The following is a 19,192-nucleotide window of genomic DNA, read 5'->3' on the forward strand; positions in this document are numbered from 1 at the left end:
CCCCGGGAACGAACATCCCGTATGACACGATTTACTGGCGGGTTCGCGCGTATGACAATGCGGGGAACGTCAGCGCGTGGTCCAGCGTGTGGACGGTCGATGTGATCGCCTCTGGAAACTCCGGACCAGGCCCGGAGCGGGGCAACACGCTCGCCCAAGAGTATGGAGACGCGCTGTATGACAAGTTCGATCTTCTGGAACTGGGGTATAACTACAATCATGCGGGTCTCGTCGCGGGGATCGACGAGAGTGGGACGCTGCGCACATTCGAGTCTTCGCTCGACAATTTCGACGAGGACCCCAACAACAATCCCGATAAGGGTCCGCAGGAAGGAAACTTCATTGAGAAATTCCAGAATGCCGGCTCGGATTATTATGGTGCCTACATTCCGTCGACCTATGGATCCACCATGCCCTTTGCCGACCGCAAGAGCATCGTCGCGAAGGGAAAGAGTCTGGTAGACGCCGATATCTCGTATCCGTATATAACCATTAACGCGATCAATCCGAAGGCGGGAAGCTCGCGTCCGCTCGAAGCCGGCATGATCTCGTCGATCCGCTGTGACGGCTTGGTGGAGTACGCCTACGAGGCCGCTGGGATCCGGGTCTGGAGCAATTGCTTCGAACCCGACGATGAGTGGAGCATCGCGATGTACCCCGAACACCACAACAACAATCCGGGAAACACAAGGGATCCGCATTTCGAGCTGTCTCCCTGGGCGCAGCGTGGTGCCGCGCCCGAAACCGGGCCGCATGTGTCGGGAGAGGCCTACGAAGGACCGCCTTGGCCTGATACCAAGATGACTAAGGTGTCGGTGGTCAGTCCTCCGGGGATTCAGGCCTTCCTACTCTCGAAGACTACCACCTACGCAGACATTGAGATCCGCGCAGTGGACGAGTCGGGGATCTTCAAGATTGTGGGCGACGTCCGATCATCGGGCGGTGCCTGGAGCCTTGCCATGGACCAGAGAAATCCGCTGCGCCATCCCACCTCCGAAAGCTATAGCGCGCAGGTCCGGATATCCGGTGACCCGGGTGCCGTTCTCGAGTTGCGTGCCAAGGCGCAGGATCACGGCGGGAACTGGAGTGAATGGCACACCACGAGCGTGACCTTGGACCCCGGGAATCGGGCACCGACGGATCTCGCAATGACCGGAGGAACCGTGGCCGAGAACCAGCCCGCCGGGACGCCGATCGGGACGTTTGCGAGCACCGATCCTGATCCGGGAGATACGTTCACCTACAGCTTGGTCAGCGGAGCGGGCAGTTCGGGGAACGGCTCCTTCCGAATCGTCGGGAATGTCCTGCAGAGCGATGAGAGTTTCGACTTCGAGGCGGCAAACGCGCACAGCGTGCGGGTCAGGACGACCGACCAAGGCGGACTTTGGCACGAGGAGGCTGTGACGATTGTGATCGGGGATGTAAATGAAGCTCCAACCGACGTCGTGCTGTCCGGCGGTGGTGTTGCAGAGAATCAGGCATCGGGAGCGGTTGTCGGCGAACTATCAGCCGTCGATCCGGATGTCGGCGACTCGTTTGAGTACATGCTGGTGGGCGGTGAGGGTAGTGATGACAACGGCTACTTTGCCATCAGCGGTAATCTACTCCAGACAGCCATGCCCTTGAACTACGAGCACAGGAGTAGCTACAGCGTCCGCTTGCGATGCACCGATCAAGGGGGGCTTAGGTGTGAGAAGACTCTCCTCATCAGCGTCCTCGATCAACCGGAACAAGATGACCGTGTCTTGAGTTTGAGCGGCGATTCCACAAGCGGATACTCGATCGGGTGGCCATGCCAGGCGGGTTACTCTTATCAATTGCAGTACTCGGATACCCTTGAACCAGGGGACTGGCATGACCTTGGGTCGCCCAAGGTATGGGCTTCAGGTGAGCTGATTATGAGCTATCACGACGCCGGCTCCATCGGAGTGCCCAGAAGATTCTACCGGGTAGATCGCACCGATATGTAGAACGGGATCGGAATTTCGTCCCTAGCAGAACGGCCTTGATCTGTGCGGGCCATGGTTGGATCCGATGAGGGGCGATACCGGTCACCCGCTCATTTAGGCCTGTCGGACCGTGGCGGCGCCTCGACAGAAAGGGAATTCTAGCGCTGCCTTCGCAGCTTCCGGACGATCGCGACGAGCGACAGGACGCCCACCGCGAGGCCGACAACGAGCGACGCGATCCGCAGATGCCACTCGATTTGCTCTTGGAAGGACGTGATGACGCCGATTACCGGAGACGCTGTTCCGATGATGCCCTTGAGGGCGAACTCGATGTCGAATGGTGGACGCATCGTCCGGTGGCTGCTGTCAATCCAGCGTGATGGTGCCGTCCTCGTGGGCGATGAACTCGGGGATCGCGGCCACCCGTTGCTGGATCTGCGCGATCATTTCCGTGTCCTTGTCCCCGATCACGTCGACGAGGAACTGCACGAGAGCGGAACTCGACTCGAACAGCTCAGCGGCGTTGGTTCCCATGGCGGCGATGCGGTCGGCTGGGGTGACGCCCCCGGCTTCCGACCACAGCAGGTCGAAGCTCGTCTTCCATGCCTGGAAGAGGCTGTCGGCGACGCGGCGAGGGGCTTGGGACAGAACTGCGACCTCCTGGCGGAGACGGACGGATGCCGGGACGACCGGCGCTTGTGGTTTGGCGAGCAGGCTCATGGTGGTGGTTCGTTGGTTTGGATTAGGCGTAGCCGGTGATGATGCCCCCGGACACGGTGATGGAAGTGGCAGTCGTCAGGTCGATGGTGTCGCTGATGCCGTAGAGATAGCTGCCTCCGTTGTAGCAGGCGAAGACGTCCGAGATGAACGAGTAGGGGCCTGAGATCATGTCCTGGTTCAGGTAAATCTGGCTACCGCTCCAATCGAAGACGTTCTGTCCGCTCGTGTCGCAGAGGTTTCGGTTTCCGATGTCGAAAGCCAGGTTGCCGTCGTAGAGGCCGTAGATCTGATCAGTGGCAATCGACATGGCCTCGACCGGCGCGAAGAAGGTGGCGTATCCCCACTGCCACTCCAGGACATCGCTGCCGTAAAGGTCGATCAGCTTGCGATACTGGAGGTCGGCGGCAGCGCCGTAGGTGGTATCCATCAGCGTGTCCGTCGCCACTGCCGCGACGGTGAGATCCGGCATCAGGATCGAGAAAGTGGAGCCATTCCACGAGGCACTTGGATAGCCGAAGGAATCGATCAGTTCCCGGTTGTCCAGGTTGATGGCTTCGGCTGGCGATGTGTCGAAGAGCGCATTCCCGGAGAAGTGGTTCCCTGCCAGCAGACCGGCGTTGAGGTAGGCCTCACCGCTGAACCCGTCGTAGGTCAGCCACGCGCTGTCGTATTCATCAAGAAGCTGGACCGCACGGAGGGCAGGACCCGCAAACTCCTCGGCGAGGGTCGCCCCGAAGTTCGCGAAGAACTGGTCGCGGGCCGCCTGGTCGAGCTGGGTCTGTGCCGCGTCGTAGCGGACTGCTTTCGAGGCGAGCCAGTCGGTATTGGAGAGCAGCAGGAGGAGTTCGGGTGCCGGATAGGGCGGGTCCGCATCGGTGGGGACGCCCTCGGTCCCGCGGTTCACGTCGTTCTCGACGACGACCAGGAAGGTGCGCGTGGAGGTCGGGTCTCCGGTCCCCTGGCGCCAGGTGATCTCGCCCATGAGGGTGATCTCGGAAAGCTCCGAGCCGGTGGGCGAACCGACCTGCATCGCCGAGTCGAGTTCCGCCGTGTTGAAGGACGGGGAGCATTGGTAAAGCGGGCTCTCGGCCCCGGATTCGGGAAGCGTCCAGTCAGAGGCGTGGACGAGGTAGCCGACATCATATCGACCCCGTGGCTTGGCCCCGAACCGCAACTCCAGGCTGCCGGGGTCGCCGATCTCGGTCGGCGTGGTCCCGTTGGCGAGGAAGGTGACATCGAGCCGCGCCCCGTCGCCCCGCTTGAAGCGCAACGAGGTGATCGGGTTGCGGAATCCCGGACCCTCGATCAGTTGCAGCGTCTCAAGGTCGACGTAGAGCCTCACGCCCCCGGTGGCCTGTCAACCGGGCTCACTGGATCGACACGATCTTCGCGTTCCACCACACGTCGTTGTTGGCGATGGCATCGTCGGTCGAGCCTTCGATCTCGATGATGTTTCCGCAGGGACGGTCCGGCAGGTTGATCACCACGTTGAACGGGCCGACCGCGACCTTGCCCCACGGGTCCGCGTCGGTGACCTCGGTGCTCTCGTGGTAGAACTCCCGCGCACCGTTGAGCCGGACCTCCAGCCAGTCGTATCCGGTGTTCAGGATCTCAATCTCGCCCCAGACCTCCAGCACGACCTGGGTGCCGCAGCAGACGCCGAAGACAACCGTGCCGCCAACCGGCTCCTCGCTCTCGGCACTCGGGTTGGATTCGGAATCACCGTAGGCGGCAGCACGGTAGATCTCCCATTCGTTCGGGCCGATGGCATTGGCCGCCTCGATGAGAATCTCGGTGGTGCGCCGTGTGATCGGGTCGCAGCACATCTCGATGCCCTCGACGGTGATGGGTGCGATGAGATGGGCCATGGTCAGGGAACGACGACGAATTTCCGGGTCTCGGGATACCCGTTCACGCAGACCTTGAACTCCTCCACCTTCAGCGTCGTCTCGCCGGGGGTGGTGACCAGGCCATCCTGCCAGCGGGCCAGCTCGGTGACCGAACCGTCGTCGTCGAGCAGGATGGCGCCGTCAGTGTCGTTGCCGACGACGCGGATCGTTTCGGGCAGCGGGTCGCCCGGATTCGCCGCTTCGCATTTGACGTGGATCTGCGGCTGGGATTCCCGTCCATCAATCGAGCGGAACTTCGCTGGACCGTCCGGCGGGTCATCCTCGGGTTGCCCTTCGTCGTCCAGCGGCTCGACCCACACCGGGCAGCCCTCGCCGACGTTCTCGGCATAGAAATCGAGTTCGATCTCGTCGCTGGTCTCCATCTCCTTGATCCCGTAGTCGCCTCTCACGCTGCGGAACTTGAAGATGTTCTCGGATTCCTTGTGCTCCTTGTAGACCCGCCCGCCGCTGCCGAGGTTCTCGCCGGTCCAGAGCTGCGCCCAGTGCTCGATGTCGCTCTGCTGGTAGACCTTCACCCGTGGCGTGCCATCGTCGTCCTCCAGCTTGAAAAGTTTCACGTAGTATTCGCCATCGATGCCGGAACCCTCGGGATCGACCGGCTCGTAGTGGATGCCGTCCTCGTCCTCGGAGGTGACGACCACCTCTGGCTCCTCGGTGATCTCGCCCATCATGTCGGTCGGGAACTTGCACCAGAGGGTGTCGCCAATCTTCATCTCGATCTTCGGGCGCGGGATCGTGTCGAGAGTGACACCGTCCTCGCCGCTGCCGGACTTCGGCATGTGGAATTTCACCGATGGGTTGTCCTCGGTCTTCGGCTTTCGCTCGATCACCCAGCCCTCCTTGATGATGACTTGGTAGGTATCGTCACCTCCTTCGCCGCCGGCCTCCTTCTCGATCCCGATCACCGAGAACGGCGGCAGCGACTGGCGCGGGATGATCAGGTTGCCAGGTTGCGAGTAGGCGAAGCCGCCGGACGACGCGATCAGTTCCAGACCGGTCCCGGGGCGCGGGGTGCGGGCCGCGATGGCATCGAGAAGCGTGTTCCAGTCCTCGGCAAGGATCGGATCGCCACGCTTCTTCTTCTGCGGTAGCCGGTTCATGGGTCCTTGTAGATTTCCGGATCCCAGCCGCCCCGGTCGCTGGCGAGCCATTCCATCTCCAGGCGGAACGACTTGCCTTCCTGGGTCTGTGTCACGCCGTTGAGCAGCCAGTTTCGACCGCCCGCGAGACTGGGTGCCGGCCCGTTCGGTGTTGAGATGTTGCCGATGTCGTTGAGTTCGGCGGCGGCGGCCGGCTTGTCGCGGACCCAGCTTTCACGCCACGTCACCCGCGGGCTGTAGTAGCTCGTCTGGCCGCGCTCGATCTTGGCGAGGACCTCCTTGCCGCGTTCGCTCTCAATCTTGTCCCGCAGCTTGTTGCCCTGGTCGTCCTTCTCCTTGCCCGCGACGATCATCTGGATCGCCTCGCGCTCCTTGGCTACGAGGTCCTTGTAGCGCTGGTGGGTGAGGATCGGCTCTTCGGAAAGCGACAGCCCCATCGTGTAGACCGCATTCGCCTTCTCGTCCTCCTCGTCCTTTTCCTCGGCCCCCGCGTAGTTGCAGGTGATCTCGGCAAGGTCGCCCTCGGTGATGCTGGCGCTGACCTGCGAGATCGCAATGAAAGGGATCTCCGGGTGGGCCGTGCCCGGTCGGGGCATGAGTGCCACGGCCGAGTTGCGGTGGCACAGGAAGACCTGGGTGGCGGTCCACTTGCCCTCCTTGTCGATCTGGACGGAATACCCAGGCTGCGGGTAGAGGCGGCCTGGCTGGATGGCAACGTGTCTCGGCATCTTGGCCGAGGCGCGGCGTCAACTGAAGAATGAGCCGGGAAAGTGGTGACGAGCATGAGCCATCGTTCCCGAATCGCATGCCCTTAGGTTTCGGGAGCGCTTTGGAGGGGCTTCGCACCAATCGCGTCATGTGCCTCGGTCACCTTGACTATGGGCGACAAGGAAGCTAAACCTGCTAGCGCAAATCTCAGTAATAGGAGAATCCTAGGATTCGCCAGTCAGAGAGCATGAGCGCCGCTTCCATCAAGTTCAGCTGCCCGTCATGTGGTCAGCATCTTTCCGCAACGCAGGAGCTTTTTGGGCAATCGATTCAGTGTCCTGCGTGTTCCGAAGCCGTGGTTGTACCATCGATCGAAGAAGAACCTGACGGGCCCGAGCCAACACAAGCCCTGCCAACGACCCCAAGTGAGCAGCCAAGCGCCAAGGATAGGCGATCGCTCCTTCCCCATTTGCTGGGGATCCTTGTAGGGATTTTTCTGCTCGGTTTCTTTCTTGATTTTATAGGTGGGCCGACAGAGGATCGTGGTGATCTGACTGAGTCCGATGAGGCGTCCTCCAATCCTCCCTCGGAGGCTGGACGAGCTTTTGCTGCTCGGGACGAAGACCAGAAAGTGAAGCTCATTACCGAGCAGATCATTCGTAATTCTCTTAAGGCTCCTAGTACCGCTAATTTTTCCAATTTTCAGGTTGTCGCGGAGGAAGGTCCATTTCGCCAAACATATATCGAAGTGGATGCTCAGAATGGGTTTGGAGCCATGATCAGGAGTTACTACGTTTGCACTTTCAAATTGCTAGGTGGTGATCGATTCTCAACGTCTCCTCTCTCATCCCATTGTGAAGTATCGCAACTCCATGGTCGACCTATTGCCTCTCTATCTGAACTTGATCACAAGCAAATGGATTTACACAAGGGCTTGATAGACTGGCCCGGATTTGAGCATTTGAAATAAGAATACTCAGTGGCCACGGGTCGAAGCAACAAGCTGGTGGGGCAAACGGGCGAGTACCTCGTCGCCGCAGAGCTTTCCCGAATGGAGCTCATCGCCACGACCTTCACCGGCAACGTCCCCCACTACGACATCATCGCCGCGGATGAGAAGGGTCGGCATGTGTTTGTTCAGGTGAAAACTGGAAGAAGCGAATCGTGGCAGTTGAACCTTCCCAGCTTCTGCGAAATCACCTTGGACAAGAAGCGGCGCAAACAGATCGTGGGCAGGAAGAAAATCTGCCCCATTCGAAATCTGATGATGGTATTCGTCCGCCTTGAGCCGGATCGCAACGACCGCTTCTACATCTGCAGCTGGAAGCAGCTGCGTGACTTCAAGGTGAGGAGGCACAAAGAGTTTCTGGCACGACACAATGGGCGCAGGCCCCAGAAATGGGATTCTCTCCATACCGCAGTCTCCACTAAGGGCCTCGAGAAATACCGCGACAACTGGAGTGCGATCCTCGACGCCCTAAGGTAATCACTCAGCCGAATGCCGCCGTCAGGGTCCCGCCCTTACCAATGCCTTTTAGGTGCCGGTTGGATTCTTGGAGCAGGCGGTTCGTTTCGCCCGTCAGGCGGTTGTTCTCCCGCTGGGCATCCAGGGCACCGGACGAGTAGCCGCCGCCACCCACCTTGGCCAGGGACGTGACGATCGGGGCAAGCCTCGCTTGCTGGGTGCCCAGACCCGGAGCGTTCGCCGTGCGTGCTGCTCCCGCGACCTTGCCCGTCGCCTCCTTGGCATCCCCCGGCTTCGGCAGGGCGTCCTGAATAGTCCGGATGATGCCGACCAACTTGTCCTGCATCCCGGAGGTGTCGATGAACTCGCCCTTGGCACCGGCATCCTCAATCGCCTTCGCCGCTGCTGCCGCCAGGCGCTCGCCGAGTCCCGACGCCCCCTCGCCGGTCAGTTGGTCACCGAACTGCTCCATGCCGTCGAGATCGAGGCCGAAGAACTTCCCGTCCTGCCGGCTGCGGTAGAGGTCTCCGAAGTTCGTATTCACGTCCTCGGGACCGAAGCCCAGCAGCTTGTCCATGCCGGGAATCTTGAGGAGCTGCTTAATGAGGAGCGCGGCCACCCACTCCATTCCCGCGGCCAGGAAATTGATAACCGTCTCCATGCCCCGGAGGATCTTGTTGTAGAACTTGATCGCGATGCCGATGTAGAGCTTGCCGAGATTCGCCCACATCGTGCCGTCCGTCAGCGCGTTCCAGAGGAACCCGACCGCAATGCGGAATCCGTTTATCAGTGAATTGACCGCGTTGATGAAGCCGAGCTTCAGGGAGGTTGCGATCAGGTCGAGCATCTGCCCGCTCTTGAAGGCGGCGATCACGAATTGGATCGCGTTCTTGACCGCCTCGCCTGCCCGTTTCGCCATCGGCGCGAGCTTCTGGACGAGTCCGATTGCCTCCGCGATGAGCGGCCGGATCGCGTCGTTGATCGGCTGGCCGAGGATCAGGAATGTTTCGTTGATGGCGTCCTTCAGGGTCGAGAACAGGCCGGTGGTGGTCTTGCTCTGGGCGGCCATCATCCCGGCGAACTTCCCGCCCTCGGAGGTCAACGAAACGAACGCCTGCTCGATGGCCGGGAATCCGACCTGCCCCGACTCAACGAGCTTCTTCACCTCGGAGTCCGACACGCCGAACTGCTTCGCCAGTTCCCCGATGATCGGGATGCCGCGGCCGGTGAGCTGGTTGATGTCCTCGGCAAATAGCCGCCCCTGGACCCGCGCCTTTCCGTAGAGCTCCGCGATCTCGTTGACCGGCGCCTGGATGCCCGCCGAGATGTCGCCGACGCGCTGCAGCGTGTCGGGCACGGTGTCCGCTCCCTCACCGAAGGCGATTAGCTTGCGGCCCGCATCGGCCAGTTCGGGGAACTCGAATGGAGTTTCGGCACCGAGCTTGCGGAGGCGCGTGAGGGTCTCCTCGGCCTTGGCGGCGTCACCGATCAGGGTGGTGAACGCCACCTTGGTCTGCTCGAAATCCGCGGCGGCATTGACCGCCTTCACCCCACCGGCCAGCGCGGCAGCACCACCCGCGAGTGCGCCCCCGATCCCTGCCTTGAGCGCGGTGCCCGAGAGCGCGAAGCCTTTCTGCAGCGCCAGTGCACCACCCTTGCCGAGCCCCGCGAGACCGGCACTGGTCAACCGGCGCATCCGACGGGCAGATGACGCCACCAGGTCCGTCGCGCCAGCCATGGCCCTTTTCAGGGCAGAGATGTCGGCTCCGAGGGTGACGGTCAGGGCGCTCATGCCCCAGAGTGCACGTCAACGGAAGCCAACAGGTCCCCTCATGGGTCTGGAACCACCACAGCCCGAACACGGAAGAACCTTGCTTCGCTAGTCGAGGTGTAATCGCCAGGTGCGGCTGGGGCCCATGCCTGAAGATCTGTAGAGGTTTCCAGAGAGACCGAATATCTTGTTCCACCAGCAACCGGCACTACCACCGGATCCGAAGTGAATCCTTCATTGGGTCCCGTCACTCGAAGAGTCACAATCACCTTCACTGAACTGTATTCGGTCAGGGACATTCCTGAGAGCCCCGTAAAAACCCTCCCCTCTAGTCGCTGCCCCACGTCGCTGGTGGTTGACGGAATGCTGAAGCCTAATCCGGGACCATCAATGACGGAAACATTCAGCTTAGGACTGAAAGATCCGCCTTGGTAACGAGCCGTAAGGACTTCTACAACATCACCGGGATCAAGGATCACGCTCGGATTATTGTTATGGAGTGTTACATACTCGCTGCCATGGAGTGAGCCTACGACACTCGCTACCGCCAAGATGCTGAGAACCGCTTTCATTTCACGCGACAGCAAAAAATGCGGAACGAGAAACCTCAAGGAGATTCGGCGCTCGCCAACGGAAACTCACTTGGTACGCCTTCCATCCACCTGCGCCTAATCAAGGTTAGCCTCTCCTTTAAGGAGGACCCCTGATCTCGTACGCTACTCCAATTGGTGCGAACCGAGCTCCCCCGCAGCAGGCAGTGCTGGTATTGGGCGAGTCGCGCCAGCGGCATGAGCAGGATCCTCTCCTCGGGCCAGCCGGTTTCGGCGGCGATGGCGAACACCTGGGCGGCTACGAACCCGGGCTCGTCGCAGGGGACGGCTTTTTTCCGCCCAGTTCCGATGCGGGTTCCACCTGCGCCGCCTCCAGTTGTTTCGATTGCTCCTCAAGCCGCTGGAAGGCGGTCTGGAAGGCGGTCGGGGTGAGGTCACCGCAGAAGATGAGCGTCTCCTCGCGGAAGCGTTGGTCGTCGAAGGAGGCCCGCACCACGTCGGGCCAAGGGGCACAGTGGGCGAAGACAAACCCCATCAGCGCGGCTGTGAACTCCGGGGTGCCCTCCTCGGGCATCTCGCCCTTCACCATTGGGTTTCCGGTCCGAAGCAGAACGTCGTAGCTGGCCAGCGAGAGCGGGCGCATCGAGTGCCCGCCGATGATTGTTTCCACATCGTGGAAGGCAGCGGACAGGAGTTTCTGGCGATCGGGATCTTCCATGGCTTCAGAGGTGACGGAGGAACAGGTCCTCGGTGCGAGGGGACGCGTCTAGCGGCAGAAGGGCGATCTTGCCCCGGCGCTTCACACAGGCCAGTGGGACGTCCTGCTTCACTTTGTCGACGAGGCGCTCCCGGTTCTTGAGAGCGCACTTGATGTAGGCGAATGGATGCTCCGGGTTGGCGAGGTGCCATGCGTCGTCGTTCCAGGCGGTGATCAGCTCCTTCGTCTGGAACTTCCCGTCCGGGCTCTGCGGGTCGAAGAACCAGACAACGCGTTCGCCACGAATGCCGTCGCCGACGACGCGAACGAATGGCTTCTCTGCCAGCGGGATGCCGACTGCGGTCAGGGCAGCCGCGAGGCAGGTGTTGCTGGTGGCGGTGGAGGACAGGTGGGATACGGCGTTCATCTCAGAATCTCAGGTTGAGGTGATCATGACCCGCCACTCGCCGCGACGAACGGGTAGTACTTGGCGGTGATGTCGATCTTCTCGAAGTCCTCGTTGTTCAGGCTTCGGGAGATCTGGCTGACGATGGTGGTGCCGCCGCTGCCGTTCAGGTGGCCGGGCACGGTGTTGGCGAGAGTGAGGGCGGCTCCAACCTTACCGGAGAACGGGCTTTCCTTCGACACGAGGCCCGAGAGCTTCACCTCGGCCATTTCCTGATAGAGCGCGAGGCCGATGATTTCGCCGCCCTTGTCGAGGACCGGCTTCTCCTGGTTGGAGAAGTCGAACGACAGGTCGGTGATCAGGATGCCGGCTTCGTCCTGGGGGATGCCCCAGTTGCCGGTGGTGCCCAGAAGCGATGCGGCCATTTGCCCCGGCCGGGGTGTCAACCGAGCATCACACCGCCGAAACCACCGCCTCGTAACTGACCACAGTTTCGCGGCCGCGGGATTCATCCGGCACCGTGGACGAGTCGCGGAGCAGGAGGTCGTGCAGGCAAAACGTCTCATCGTTCAAGTCCGCCTGGATCGCCGCGACATCCGCCAGCAGGCCTGTCAACTCGCAGGCCCACAAGGCGCTCGTCTCCGCGGGCGTGTCGTCGACCTGGGTGAAGAGGTGGACGTCGAACTTGATCCGGGCGGTGTGGCGGGCGCCTGACACCGGCTTCGTGTCGGAGGTGGCCAGCACGATGCAGGGCCGCGTTCGCAGTTCGTCCCGGTTGGCGACGTGGATTGGCACGGTGGCCGAGATCGCCTCCGGGCGATTCTCATCGAGCCAGGTGGCCAGCTTCGAGGCGAGGGCATCTTCGATCAGATTGGGCATCTGTCATGAAGTCGGAGTCAACCTATGCTGGCATCCTCAGGGTGAACCCGTAACCTGTCTGCCACTGTTTCGATAGATATGAAGATCAATCGGTTTTTCGAGGAAACTCTTGGTGCCAACCTGGCCAATCCCCGGTGGTCATGGGGCGCAGTCGATCCGGTCGCCAACAGGGTCTACCTGCGGGTATGGGAGGATCAAACAATCACCCGGGAGGGCAGCGAGTGGGTGCAGGTCTACTACGACAAGCCATTGCGAAAATCCCCCGGATTCCCCGAACGCATGGATCACCTCAAGGCTATCGAAGGCGGCCTTGAGGGCTACGCGGTGGTTTGCAAGGCAGTCGACCCAAACAACAAGGAGGTCCGCAAGATTGCGGATTTCAATGAGGACGAACTTGTCTTGCTGGGGGAAGAACTCGTCCTCGGCCGGGACACATACCGCAAGGTTGTGAGGCGTGTCCCAACCGAGAGCGTTGCACGCAGGCAGACCTCGAATAGCACCCTCGCGCCCGATCTTCGGAGGATCATCAACCAGAAGCCTCCGGAGAACACGACGAAAGATGCCATTGTATCCGCAAGAGTTGGTCAGGGCGCCTTTCGGGTTGCCGTCCTTTCGACTTGGGGCCACCGCTGCGCCGTGACGGGTTCAGCTACTCTCGACGCAATTCGAGCGTCGCACATCAAGCCGTGGCGTGATTCCACAAACGAGGAACGCCTCGACCCAATGAACGGTTTGCCCTTGGTAGCCAACCTGGACGCACTTTTTGACGCGGGTTTGGTCTCATTCGATGAATCCGGGCGGATGCTGCTCTCTTCGACGCTTCCCCCGGAAGAACGCGAGCTGTTTGGCCTGCCCGGGCTCCATCTCCGACGTTCCGTGCCTCGCGGGACCGAAGTCTACCTCTCCTATCATCGGGAAAAACTTTTCATCGCCTAAGCGGCACGCCGCAGCTTCCGTCTCGTCCGCTCGTTGATCTTCCGAAGCGAAGTGGCCAGCGCCCGGCGGAACCTCCCGGCCGCCACTTCCATCGCCAGCCGGATGCCGGCTTCGGTCAACACGTCGTCCATGTAGTCGAGCCGGCTGATGAGCGTGACGGAAGGCTTGGCTCCCGTCTTCACCGTGGCACTGCCTGGAGCCTTGCGGTGCCGGGTGGCCCACTGTGCCGCGCCGCGCACCCGCCCGCCGATCGCCTTGCCCGCCTTGATCCACGTTCCCTTGGCGAAGCCCACCCGCTTCTGGATCCTGTTGATGTAGGTGTCGAGCGCCTTGCGGCTGGTGACCACCTGCGCCGCCCCGCTCGCCTTCCCGTGGAGTCGGGCCTTGTGGTGTTTCGGATCGAGCCGCCCGAGCGGTAGGTCCCGCCACTTCGACGGAGACTCCGCAAGCGCCTGCCGCGCACGGGCAAAGCGCCTGTTCTGGATGTTCGCCCAGAAACGGTCGGCGTGCGTCATGTCCTGCGACATGGCACTCTCATAGGCCTGTTCGGGCAAGATGTAGACCTTCTGGATGTCCTTCGCCACCGCCTTCTCGCCTCGCTTGCGCGCTTTCTGCGAGAATCCGTGGGGCCGCGTGTTGCGGGCGAGTTCGACGGCCAGGCCACGCGCTTCCTGCTTGACCAGGGACTCGAGTGAGCGGGCCACCTTCTCCGGATAGCGTCGCAGGACTCGCGCCACGTCGCTGCCGCCGCCCAGCTTGGTGGTGAATCTGATCGCATCGTCACTCATCGGTGGTGGAGAGGCTGAGGGTGAGAAGTGGCGAGCGTGGATGGTTGCCCACCTGGACGATCCGGTAGTCCTCGCCGTCCACCTCGATGCGGTCCCCGAACTTCGGAAGAGCCTCGGGGAATGCGGCCTTGGGAACCCGCAGACTGAGGTCGGGAGTGTCGACAAATCCTCCAAGGTCGATCTGCTGGTCACGGCGCGTCCGGCTCACCAGCACGAGTAGGTCGATCCCGTTCCAACGGGCCGTCACGCCATGCTCGGATAGGAGTTGGTGGAGGTCGGCGAGGATTTCCGAGTCGAGGGGCATGCCTCGTGCCGGGTGTCAAAGTATTACGGGTGTTCTTTCCGCGGACAAATCAAGGTCAAGCACCTGCTACTCTACCTTGATTCTAAGGAAACGGTGCGTGGAAGCGCTTCCAATCGAAGCAATCCTGTATCCTCCTGAGTCGATGGAAGAAAGGGCCACCTCTGAATCCTTCCAGGAAGAAAGATCAGCACTTGACTCTACAGTGTAGACAACCCCAGGTGATGACGCATAAAACTCCATCTGAAGAGTGCCTTGATCAACCTCTGCTCGTGGCATCCCAGAGTGAGGGCTTCGCGGGTCAAGGTTGAGCGCGTAAGCCAGCAACAGGTTCACTCCATCACCGTTCAGGTCATCTTCCATTGACGTAGAATGCAGAAAGCCGTGTCTTACAAGCCAATACTCCATCGGTTCACTCTCAGGGTCCACGGCAAGTGGCGTGTAAGCGCTCCATGCTGGCGCATCGAAGCCTGTCGCACCGGGAAGGAAGTAGACTGAGAAAGTTGGATCAACAGAAATGAAAACCCAAGATCCGAGCACGGGGGCATCTCCAAGAAATACCGCTGTAGTTAGTTTCTGACACGCGCCGAACGCACCATCTCCAATGCTGACGACTGTGTCTGGAATTGTGATGTGCGCAAGTTCATCACAACCTTGAAATGCGTTCGGACCAATACTTGAGAGGTTTGAGGGGAGACTGATCGTCACCAGACTGTCGCAGAACCTGAATGCAGAATCACTGATCACCGGTAGCGTGTCAGGGAGCACAACATCGGCGAGCCTTCTGCAATTCTTGAATGCCCCTACCCCAAGGTCGCTCAATCCCTCGTGGATCAGGACACTTCGCAATCTCGAGCAACCGAAGAAGGCGTATTGACCAACTTGTTCAACGCTTCCAGGAATCTCGACATCAGTAATCTGGGAGCAAAATTCGAAGGCATGGGCTTCAATCTGGTTAACACTAGCAGGAAAGTGAATCGCTTGGAGTTCATGGCACGAACTGAAGGCATCCCTGCCAACAATAGTAACTCCTTGCGGAATACTATAGACGCCGTGTCTTCCACACGGGTAGCGAATGAGTTCGCTCAGGTCCTGATCGAACAGGACGCCGTCTACTGAAGAATAGTTTGGGTTTTCTCCATCGACTTCGATTGAAGTCATATTACTACAGGATGAAAATGAATCCCCATAGACTTGAAAAACATTTCTTGGCAAAAAGATGCTCTCAATGCCTGTGCAGCTTTGAAACGCATAGACGCCGATCCTAGTCACGCCTTGCGGTATCTCCACCGAGGTTAGACTTCGGCAACCTGAGAAGGCTCCAAATCCGATCGATACCAGGGAACTTGGAAGGTCGACAGACGCTATCTGTGCACAGTCCCTAAAGGCATAGGTGCCTATCGACGTGACAGGTTTCCCTTCGATCTCTTCGGGTATCGAGACCGCCCCTACTGCGCTTGATGGGTACCCCGTGATCTCGATCGTGGATTCCTCAACAACTCCGTATTCAAATAGCCCAAACTGGCCCGCGCAAAGGTCGGTAAGAATGCCTACTCCAAACACTGTAGCCAGGTTTGGCATGAGCAGCCAGGATGCAGAAATTAGTCGCATTGGACTCGATGAAGATGCCGGCCCTGGAAATGCAAGGCAAGTGCATTGTGGAGTAGAGTTTGGCAGATAGACCCTCACCAGACTGCCCCCTCCAGATCACTCCAGAGGGGGCGGCAACGACCAACCAGGGATGAGCAAGTGAGGATTACGGCGTGGCCTTGACGATCCGCTCGAGGACCGGGGCATTGCCGGTTGGCGCTGCAGATCAGAGATACTCCCCCGCCACCAGGTTGATCCGGCAGGCGGAGGTGCCATCGAGTTCGAGCAGCGCCGGGCCTTCCAGAACGGCAAAGACCGTGGGAGCAGTAGCTTCCTTGGTGGTTGCTCCAACGGGGATCTGACCCTGCGCGGCCATCAGGTGGACCTGGTCGCCGGGAGCGAGAGCCAGGCCGAGGTTGGCCTTGAGGGTGATCGTTCCGGCCTCGGCGTCCACCGCATCCACCACACCCCGAATGCCGGTGCCGGTGGCGAGGCTGAATAGTACCACCACGTCGTCCTGGGCCGCCCCGGCGTAGGGGGCCGCAGAAATCACCTTTTGGTTGGAGGCACTGGCGGCGGTGACGATCGAGGACCTCGTCGAGCCCTTGAGGTTGAGCAGGGACGCCGCCTTGTCGGAGGTGGCGCTCACGTATTGGACGCGGATCCGGTCGCGGCCACCCGCGGGGATGACGACGTGACTCAGGGTGCTGCCGGCGTCGCCGGTCTTGCTGAAGGGAATCATGGTGGTGGTGGCGGTTCAGGGTTTGACGACCCGCTTGAGGGCATCGGTCTTGGCGGCGACGAAGCCGTAGAGGCATTCCAGGGTGACGAATACCTTGTTGGCGCGGGTGTCGGTGAAGCGCAGGTAGCCGAAGGTCATTCCGGTCTGCGGATCGGTGACCGCCCCGGCCTGCTGGTAGTCGGCCACCGGCTGCAGGTAGCGCATCGCCACGGCCATCGCACTCGAGTGGGCAGCAAAGCCCACCAGCTTCTCGGCGTGGTCAGCCGGCAGGATCGTGGTTTCGTGCAGCGCGAAGCCGGCAAGGCGCTTGACCAGGCCCTCGGTCACGGCCGGGGCGTTGAGGTTCAGGTTGAAGCTCTTGGCAACCACGTCGTCGGCCAGAAGGTTGGTGTAGTAGCCGGCGTCGAGCACCAGCGCGCGCGGGTTAGGCGGCATCTTCGCGTTGCCGCAGCTTTCCCGCAGGCTGAGCACCTTCTTGTAGTCAAACGAGGTGGCGGCGAGTGCCGAGATCCCCGGCGCACCGTAATTGGCGGCAGTGATCTCGGTGAAGATATCGAGGAGCACGTCCTGGGCGAGCTGCTGGGCGGCGGCTTCCACCAGGGTTTCCAGAACCTTGAGTGCGGTTTCCGCCGACTCCTTGGCGGTCATGTGCACGGTCTTGTACTTGTGGCGGTTGAGCACCACCGGAACCACGGTGACCGTGGAATCCGCATTGGCCGAATAGTCGCCGGTGAAGTCGCTGGACTCGCTGGGCGCGCCGACCAGCGGCACGCGCACGGTGTCGAGCTTGTCGGCGGGCAGCGGGCTGAAGTCAGTCGAGAACGCGCTGACGGGCATCAGGTTTGCCATGAAGGGCTGGAGTGCCCGCTGGGCGACCTTGATGTCTTTGACGTCGGTGAGGGTGTTGGACATGGCGAGTTGTCAGGCTTGGTGCTTGAGGATGAGGGCTTGCTGGTCGGGCGTGAGCTTGCGCCAGAAGGCGGTCTGTTCGGCCGGGTCGGTGATGGCGGCGAATTGCGCCTGGAGATCGGCGGCCTGGGACTGGTCACCGGCCGGGGTGACGCGCGCCGGTGCGGTGGTGCCGGTGGAGGCAACCACTCGGGCGACTTCGGTTTGGACGCGCTTGTCGAAATCCGTCTGGGACGCCTGGAGATCGGCCACTTGGCGTTGAAATTCCTCGACCTTGCCGGTGGCGGTGTCGCGCTCGGCCTTGAGGGTGTCCACCTCGGCTGTGAGAAGTTCGACCTGCCCGCGCAAGTCCTCCTGGGCGGTGGCGCTTTCCGACAGAAGATCCGCCTGCGCTTTGCTGTCGTCCTCAAGAGTGGCGACCTGGGCGCGGGCATCGGCCAGCTGGTCAACATGGGTCTTGTTTTCCGCCTGTAGGTTTTCGACCTGGCTGCGGGCTTCGGCGAGTTGGTCTTCGAGAGCGGTGCTCATTGCACGGGATCCGGTGTCAACTGCGGCGTGGTAGACGCGAAGGCGCCGCAGGGCTTCCGCCCTGTCCGAAACCATGCCCGCCAGGTTGAAATTCTGTGCCTGGCGGCCGGTGAACGCCTGGCCTTCCATGGCATCTGCCGGGATCGCGCGGCCGCGTGCCAGCACCGCCGCATGGAACTCGGCGGCCGTTTCCGCGAGGTTGGAGCCGATCAACTCCCGCTGGTCGTCGGTGAGGGATGTGCCGGGCGCGCCGATCGACTTGTATTTGCCGACCGAAAAGACCTCTACCTTGATCCCGCGATTCTCAAGCGCCGCGGACTGGTCGACGACCACCTGCATCACACCGATGGACCCGACCCGGGCGGAGGGGGTGGCATAGACGGCACGCGCCTGGCTTCCAATCCAGTAGGCCGCCGAGCACATGAGGCCGGAGGAGAACGCGTAGACCGGCTTCCGCTCATTGAGATTGGCCACCGCAGATCCCAATTCCGGAGTGCCGGCCACCGTGCCTCCCGGGGAATCGATGTCGAGGAACACCGCACGGATGTCGTCGCGCTCGGACGCTTCCCGGAGCGCGGCTCCGATCTCTTCCGAGTCAGTTGCACCAAAGATGGCACGAGCGAAAGCATCTGGCTTGCGGAGGATGGGGCCCTCGATCGCCACCACGCCCACACCGTCGTCGACGGAAAGGAGCGGGTTGGACTGCGGCTGGCCCGGCAGGCTAGCGCCGCGTTCGTGGAACGAGCGGGCCGCGAGTTCCATTGCTTCCAGCGCCTCGGGCTGGATCAGCCACTCCCGGTGTTGAAGAAGCAGGGGGTTCACGCCCGGCCTCGGGTGTCAACGGGCGTAAACCTAGCGCTGCCTTCGGCTTTCGGCTTGAAAGAGGTCCTCGAGTTACCGAGGTTGGAAGCGATGAAATCGCTGGCAGTGTTCCTGATCGCCTTATTTTTTCAGGCGGATGTACGAGCTGAAGGTCCCCTGCCGCCAGATGCTCAGCAGCTAGTGGAGCAACGTGACACTGCGATCGCTCGGATTGATAAGATTTTTGTTGAACAACTCAAAGCCCTGCAAGTCGATTACACTAAAAAGGGAGATCTTGAAATCGCTAATAGGATTGCTTCGATTTATCTGGAATCTGATTTAGAAAGTATACTTCTCGGCATTAACTTTTCGGATTCTCGAACAGCTGGAAGTTCTCGGTAACCAGGCTTTGAAGGCATGCACGATTTTCGCCGCTGAGCG

23 protein-coding genes are annotated in these 19,192 nt (G+C 61.0%); 5 read left to right on the forward strand and 18 right to left on the reverse strand.

The window, feature by feature from the left end; all coding sequences use genetic code 11:
- Positions 1-1,970 (forward strand): cadherin repeat domain-containing protein (locus tag ACG2LG_RS21825; protein ID WP_396262647.1); only part of this gene is annotated, 1,970 nt, incomplete at its 5' end.
- A gap of 137 nt (positions 1,971-2,107) precedes the next feature.
- Here the strand turns inward: ACG2LG_RS21825 and ACG2LG_RS21830 are convergent.
- The 6 genes from ACG2LG_RS21830 to ACG2LG_RS21855 are packed head-to-tail and all read right to left on the reverse strand — an operon-like array spanning position 2,108 to position 6,407.
- Positions 2,108-2,299, reverse strand: a complete 192-nt coding sequence (locus tag ACG2LG_RS21830) for a hypothetical protein (RefSeq protein ID WP_396262649.1) — start codon at positions 2,297-2,299, stop codon at positions 2,108-2,110.
- A gap of 16 nt (positions 2,300-2,315) precedes the next feature.
- Complete coding sequence (locus ACG2LG_RS21835) at positions 2,316-2,669, reverse strand: hypothetical protein (RefSeq protein WP_396262651.1); 354 nt, start codon at positions 2,667-2,669, stop codon at positions 2,316-2,318.
- Between the two features lie 22 nt (positions 2,670-2,691).
- Positions 2,692-4,011 (reverse strand): hypothetical protein, encoded by a 1,320-nt coding sequence (locus ACG2LG_RS21840; RefSeq protein ID WP_396262653.1) that lies wholly within the window; start codon positions 4,009-4,011, stop codon positions 2,692-2,694.
- 25 nt (positions 4,012-4,036) lie between these two features.
- Complete coding sequence (locus tag ACG2LG_RS21845) at positions 4,037-4,537, reverse strand: hypothetical protein (protein ID WP_396262655.1); 501 nt, start codon at positions 4,535-4,537, stop codon at positions 4,037-4,039.
- A gap of 2 nt (positions 4,538-4,539) precedes the next feature.
- Complete coding sequence (locus tag ACG2LG_RS21850; protein WP_396262657.1) at positions 4,540-5,679, reverse strand: hypothetical protein; 1,140 nt, start codon at positions 5,677-5,679, stop codon at positions 4,540-4,542.
- Positions 5,676-6,407, reverse strand: a complete 732-nt coding sequence (locus ACG2LG_RS21855; RefSeq protein WP_396262659.1) for a hypothetical protein — start codon at positions 6,405-6,407, stop codon at positions 5,676-5,678. Before ACG2LG_RS21855 ends, ACG2LG_RS21850 begins: the two co-directional genes overlap by 4 nt.
- A 227-nt stretch (positions 6,408-6,634) precedes the next feature.
- Between ACG2LG_RS21855 and ACG2LG_RS21860 the strand changes: the two genes are divergently transcribed.
- Both ACG2LG_RS21860 and ACG2LG_RS21865 read left to right on the forward strand, forming a co-directional pair.
- The gene (locus tag ACG2LG_RS21860) at positions 6,635-7,357 is read left to right on the forward strand and encodes a hypothetical protein (RefSeq protein WP_396262660.1); all 723 of its coding nucleotides are present in this window, start codon (positions 6,635-6,637) and stop codon (positions 7,355-7,357) included.
- A gap of 81 nt (positions 7,358-7,438) precedes the next feature.
- The gene (locus ACG2LG_RS21865; protein WP_396262662.1) at positions 7,439-7,873 is read left to right on the forward strand and encodes a hypothetical protein; all 435 of its coding nucleotides are present in this window, start codon (positions 7,439-7,441) and stop codon (positions 7,871-7,873) included.
- A gap of 4 nt (positions 7,874-7,877) precedes the next feature.
- On the opposite strand, the gene ACG2LG_RS21870 is transcribed toward ACG2LG_RS21865, so the two are convergent.
- The 6 genes from ACG2LG_RS21870 to ACG2LG_RS21895 form a co-directional block, all read right to left on the reverse strand.
- Positions 7,878-9,644, reverse strand: coding sequence for a tape measure protein (locus ACG2LG_RS21870; protein WP_396262664.1), 1,767 nt, complete (start codon positions 9,642-9,644; stop codon positions 7,878-7,880).
- A gap of 38 nt (positions 9,645-9,682) precedes the next feature.
- Positions 9,683-10,195 (reverse strand): hypothetical protein, encoded by a 513-nt coding sequence (locus ACG2LG_RS21875; RefSeq protein WP_396262666.1) that lies wholly within the window; start codon positions 10,193-10,195, stop codon positions 9,683-9,685.
- Positions 10,196-10,472: 277 nt separating this feature from the next.
- Positions 10,473-10,892, reverse strand: coding sequence for a hypothetical protein (locus ACG2LG_RS21880; RefSeq protein ID WP_396262668.1), 420 nt, complete (start codon positions 10,890-10,892; stop codon positions 10,473-10,475).
- 4 nt (positions 10,893-10,896) lie between these two features.
- A complete protein-coding gene (locus ACG2LG_RS21885; protein ID WP_396262670.1) occupies positions 10,897-11,298 on the reverse strand; it encodes a hypothetical protein in 402 nt (133 codons plus the stop codon).
- Positions 11,299-11,321: 23 nt separating this feature from the next.
- Positions 11,322-11,702, reverse strand: coding sequence for a hypothetical protein (locus tag ACG2LG_RS21890; RefSeq protein ID WP_396262672.1), 381 nt, complete (start codon positions 11,700-11,702; stop codon positions 11,322-11,324).
- 28 nt (positions 11,703-11,730) lie between these two features.
- Entirely contained in the window at positions 11,731-12,156 is a 426-nt protein-coding gene (locus tag ACG2LG_RS21895) for a hypothetical protein (protein ID WP_396262674.1), read from the reverse strand.
- Positions 12,157-12,234: 78 nt separating this feature from the next.
- Between ACG2LG_RS21895 and ACG2LG_RS21900 the strand changes: the two genes are divergently transcribed.
- The gene (locus tag ACG2LG_RS21900) at positions 12,235-13,092 is read left to right on the forward strand and encodes an HNH endonuclease (RefSeq protein ID WP_396262675.1); all 858 of its coding nucleotides are present in this window, start codon (positions 12,235-12,237) and stop codon (positions 13,090-13,092) included.
- Here the strand turns inward: ACG2LG_RS21900 and ACG2LG_RS21905 are convergent.
- The 6 genes from ACG2LG_RS21905 to ACG2LG_RS21930 all read right to left on the reverse strand — a co-directional run bounded on the left by ACG2LG_RS21905 (position 13,089) and on the right by ACG2LG_RS21930 (position 18,772).
- On the reverse strand, positions 13,089-13,880 hold the full coding sequence (locus tag ACG2LG_RS21905) for a hypothetical protein (RefSeq protein WP_396262677.1): 792 nt from the start codon (positions 13,878-13,880) through the stop codon (positions 13,089-13,091). The genes ACG2LG_RS21900 and ACG2LG_RS21905 overlap by 4 nt on opposite strands.
- Positions 13,873-14,184 carry a hypothetical protein gene (locus tag ACG2LG_RS21910; RefSeq protein WP_396262679.1) on the reverse strand — a complete coding sequence of 104 codons (312 nt, stop codon included), beginning with the start codon at positions 14,182-14,184 and terminating at the stop codon, positions 13,873-13,875. The genes ACG2LG_RS21905 and ACG2LG_RS21910 overlap by 8 nt, the downstream gene beginning before the upstream one ends.
- 66 nt (positions 14,185-14,250) lie before the next feature.
- Positions 14,251-15,762 (reverse strand): leucine-rich repeat domain-containing protein, encoded by a 1,512-nt coding sequence (locus ACG2LG_RS21915; protein WP_396262681.1) that lies wholly within the window; start codon positions 15,760-15,762, stop codon positions 14,251-14,253.
- A 235-nt stretch (positions 15,763-15,997) separates the two neighbouring features.
- Positions 15,998-16,513 (reverse strand): hypothetical protein, encoded by a 516-nt coding sequence (locus tag ACG2LG_RS21920; protein ID WP_396262683.1) that lies wholly within the window; start codon positions 16,511-16,513, stop codon positions 15,998-16,000.
- Between the two features lie 15 nt (positions 16,514-16,528).
- Positions 16,529-17,425: a hypothetical protein gene (locus ACG2LG_RS21925; RefSeq protein ID WP_396262685.1), complete on the reverse strand. Its 897-nt coding sequence runs from the start codon at positions 17,423-17,425 to the stop codon at positions 16,529-16,531.
- 9 nt (positions 17,426-17,434) lie between these two features.
- Complete coding sequence (locus ACG2LG_RS21930; protein ID WP_396262687.1) at positions 17,435-18,772, reverse strand: S49 family peptidase; 1,338 nt, start codon at positions 18,770-18,772, stop codon at positions 17,435-17,437.
- Positions 18,773-18,862: 90 nt separating this feature from the next.
- On the opposite strand from ACG2LG_RS21930, the gene ACG2LG_RS21935 reads away from it, so the two are divergent.
- The gene (locus ACG2LG_RS21935) at positions 18,863-19,153 is read left to right on the forward strand and encodes a hypothetical protein (protein ID WP_396262688.1); all 291 of its coding nucleotides are present in this window, start codon (positions 18,863-18,865) and stop codon (positions 19,151-19,153) included.
- Positions 19,154-19,192: the final 39 nt, after the last annotated feature.

The organism is Haloferula sp. A504, from assembly GCF_044385805.1.
Taxonomy (GTDB): Bacteria; Verrucomicrobiota; Verrucomicrobiia; order Verrucomicrobiales; family Akkermansiaceae; genus Haloferula.

What these genes read in the sequence shown, in the direction of transcription:
- ACG2LG_RS21830 (WP_396262649.1), bottom strand. Translation starts at nt 2,299, where the DNA reads ATGCGTCCACCATTCGACATCGAGTTCGCCCTCAAGGGCATCATCGGA.
- ACG2LG_RS21835 (WP_396262651.1), bottom strand. Translation starts at nt 2,669, where the DNA reads ATGAGCCTGCTCGCCAAACCACAAGCGCCGGTCGTCCCGGCATCCGTC.
- ACG2LG_RS21845 (WP_396262655.1), bottom strand. Translation starts at nt 4,537, where the DNA reads ATGGCCCATCTCATCGCACCCATCACCGTCGAGGGCATCGAGATGTGC.
- ACG2LG_RS21850 (WP_396262657.1), bottom strand. Translation starts at nt 5,679, where the DNA reads ATGAACCGGCTACCGCAGAAGAAGAAGCGTGGCGATCCGATCCTTGCC.
- ACG2LG_RS21855 (WP_396262659.1), bottom strand. Translation starts at nt 6,407, where the DNA reads ATGCCGAGACACGTTGCCATCCAGCCAGGCCGCCTCTACCCGCAGCCT.
- ACG2LG_RS21860 (WP_396262660.1), top strand. Translation starts at nt 6,635, where the DNA reads ATGAGCGCCGCTTCCATCAAGTTCAGCTGCCCGTCATGTGGTCAGCAT.
- ACG2LG_RS21865 (WP_396262662.1), top strand. Translation starts at nt 7,439, where the DNA reads ATGGAGCTCATCGCCACGACCTTCACCGGCAACGTCCCCCACTACGAC.
- ACG2LG_RS21870 (WP_396262664.1), bottom strand. Translation starts at nt 9,644, where the DNA reads ATGAGCGCCCTGACCGTCACCCTCGGAGCCGACATCTCTGCCCTGAAA.
- ACG2LG_RS21875 (WP_396262666.1), bottom strand. Translation starts at nt 10,195, where the DNA reads ATGAAAGCGGTTCTCAGCATCTTGGCGGTAGCGAGTGTCGTAGGCTCA.
- ACG2LG_RS21880 (WP_396262668.1), bottom strand. Translation starts at nt 10,892, where the DNA reads ATGGAAGATCCCGATCGCCAGAAACTCCTGTCCGCTGCCTTCCACGAT.
- ACG2LG_RS21885 (WP_396262670.1), bottom strand. Translation starts at nt 11,298, where the DNA reads ATGAACGCCGTATCCCACCTGTCCTCCACCGCCACCAGCAACACCTGC.
- ACG2LG_RS21890 (WP_396262672.1), bottom strand. Translation starts at nt 11,702, where the DNA reads ATGGCCGCATCGCTTCTGGGCACCACCGGCAACTGGGGCATCCCCCAG.
- ACG2LG_RS21895 (WP_396262674.1), bottom strand. Translation starts at nt 12,156, where the DNA reads ATGCCCAATCTGATCGAAGATGCCCTCGCCTCGAAGCTGGCCACCTGG.
- ACG2LG_RS21900 (WP_396262675.1), top strand. Translation starts at nt 12,235, where the DNA reads ATGAAGATCAATCGGTTTTTCGAGGAAACTCTTGGTGCCAACCTGGCC.
- ACG2LG_RS21905 (WP_396262677.1), bottom strand. Translation starts at nt 13,880, where the DNA reads ATGAGTGACGATGCGATCAGATTCACCACCAAGCTGGGCGGCGGCAGC.
- ACG2LG_RS21910 (WP_396262679.1), bottom strand. Translation starts at nt 14,184, where the DNA reads ATGCCCCTCGACTCGGAAATCCTCGCCGACCTCCACCAACTCCTATCC.
- ACG2LG_RS21915 (WP_396262681.1), bottom strand. Translation starts at nt 15,762, where the DNA reads ATGCCAAACCTGGCTACAGTGTTTGGAGTAGGCATTCTTACCGACCTT.
- ACG2LG_RS21920 (WP_396262683.1), bottom strand. Translation starts at nt 16,513, where the DNA reads ATGATTCCCTTCAGCAAGACCGGCGACGCCGGCAGCACCCTGAGTCAC.
- ACG2LG_RS21925 (WP_396262685.1), bottom strand. Translation starts at nt 17,425, where the DNA reads ATGTCCAACACCCTCACCGACGTCAAAGACATCAAGGTCGCCCAGCGG.
- ACG2LG_RS21935 (WP_396262688.1), top strand. Translation starts at nt 18,863, where the DNA reads ATGAAATCGCTGGCAGTGTTCCTGATCGCCTTATTTTTTCAGGCGGAT.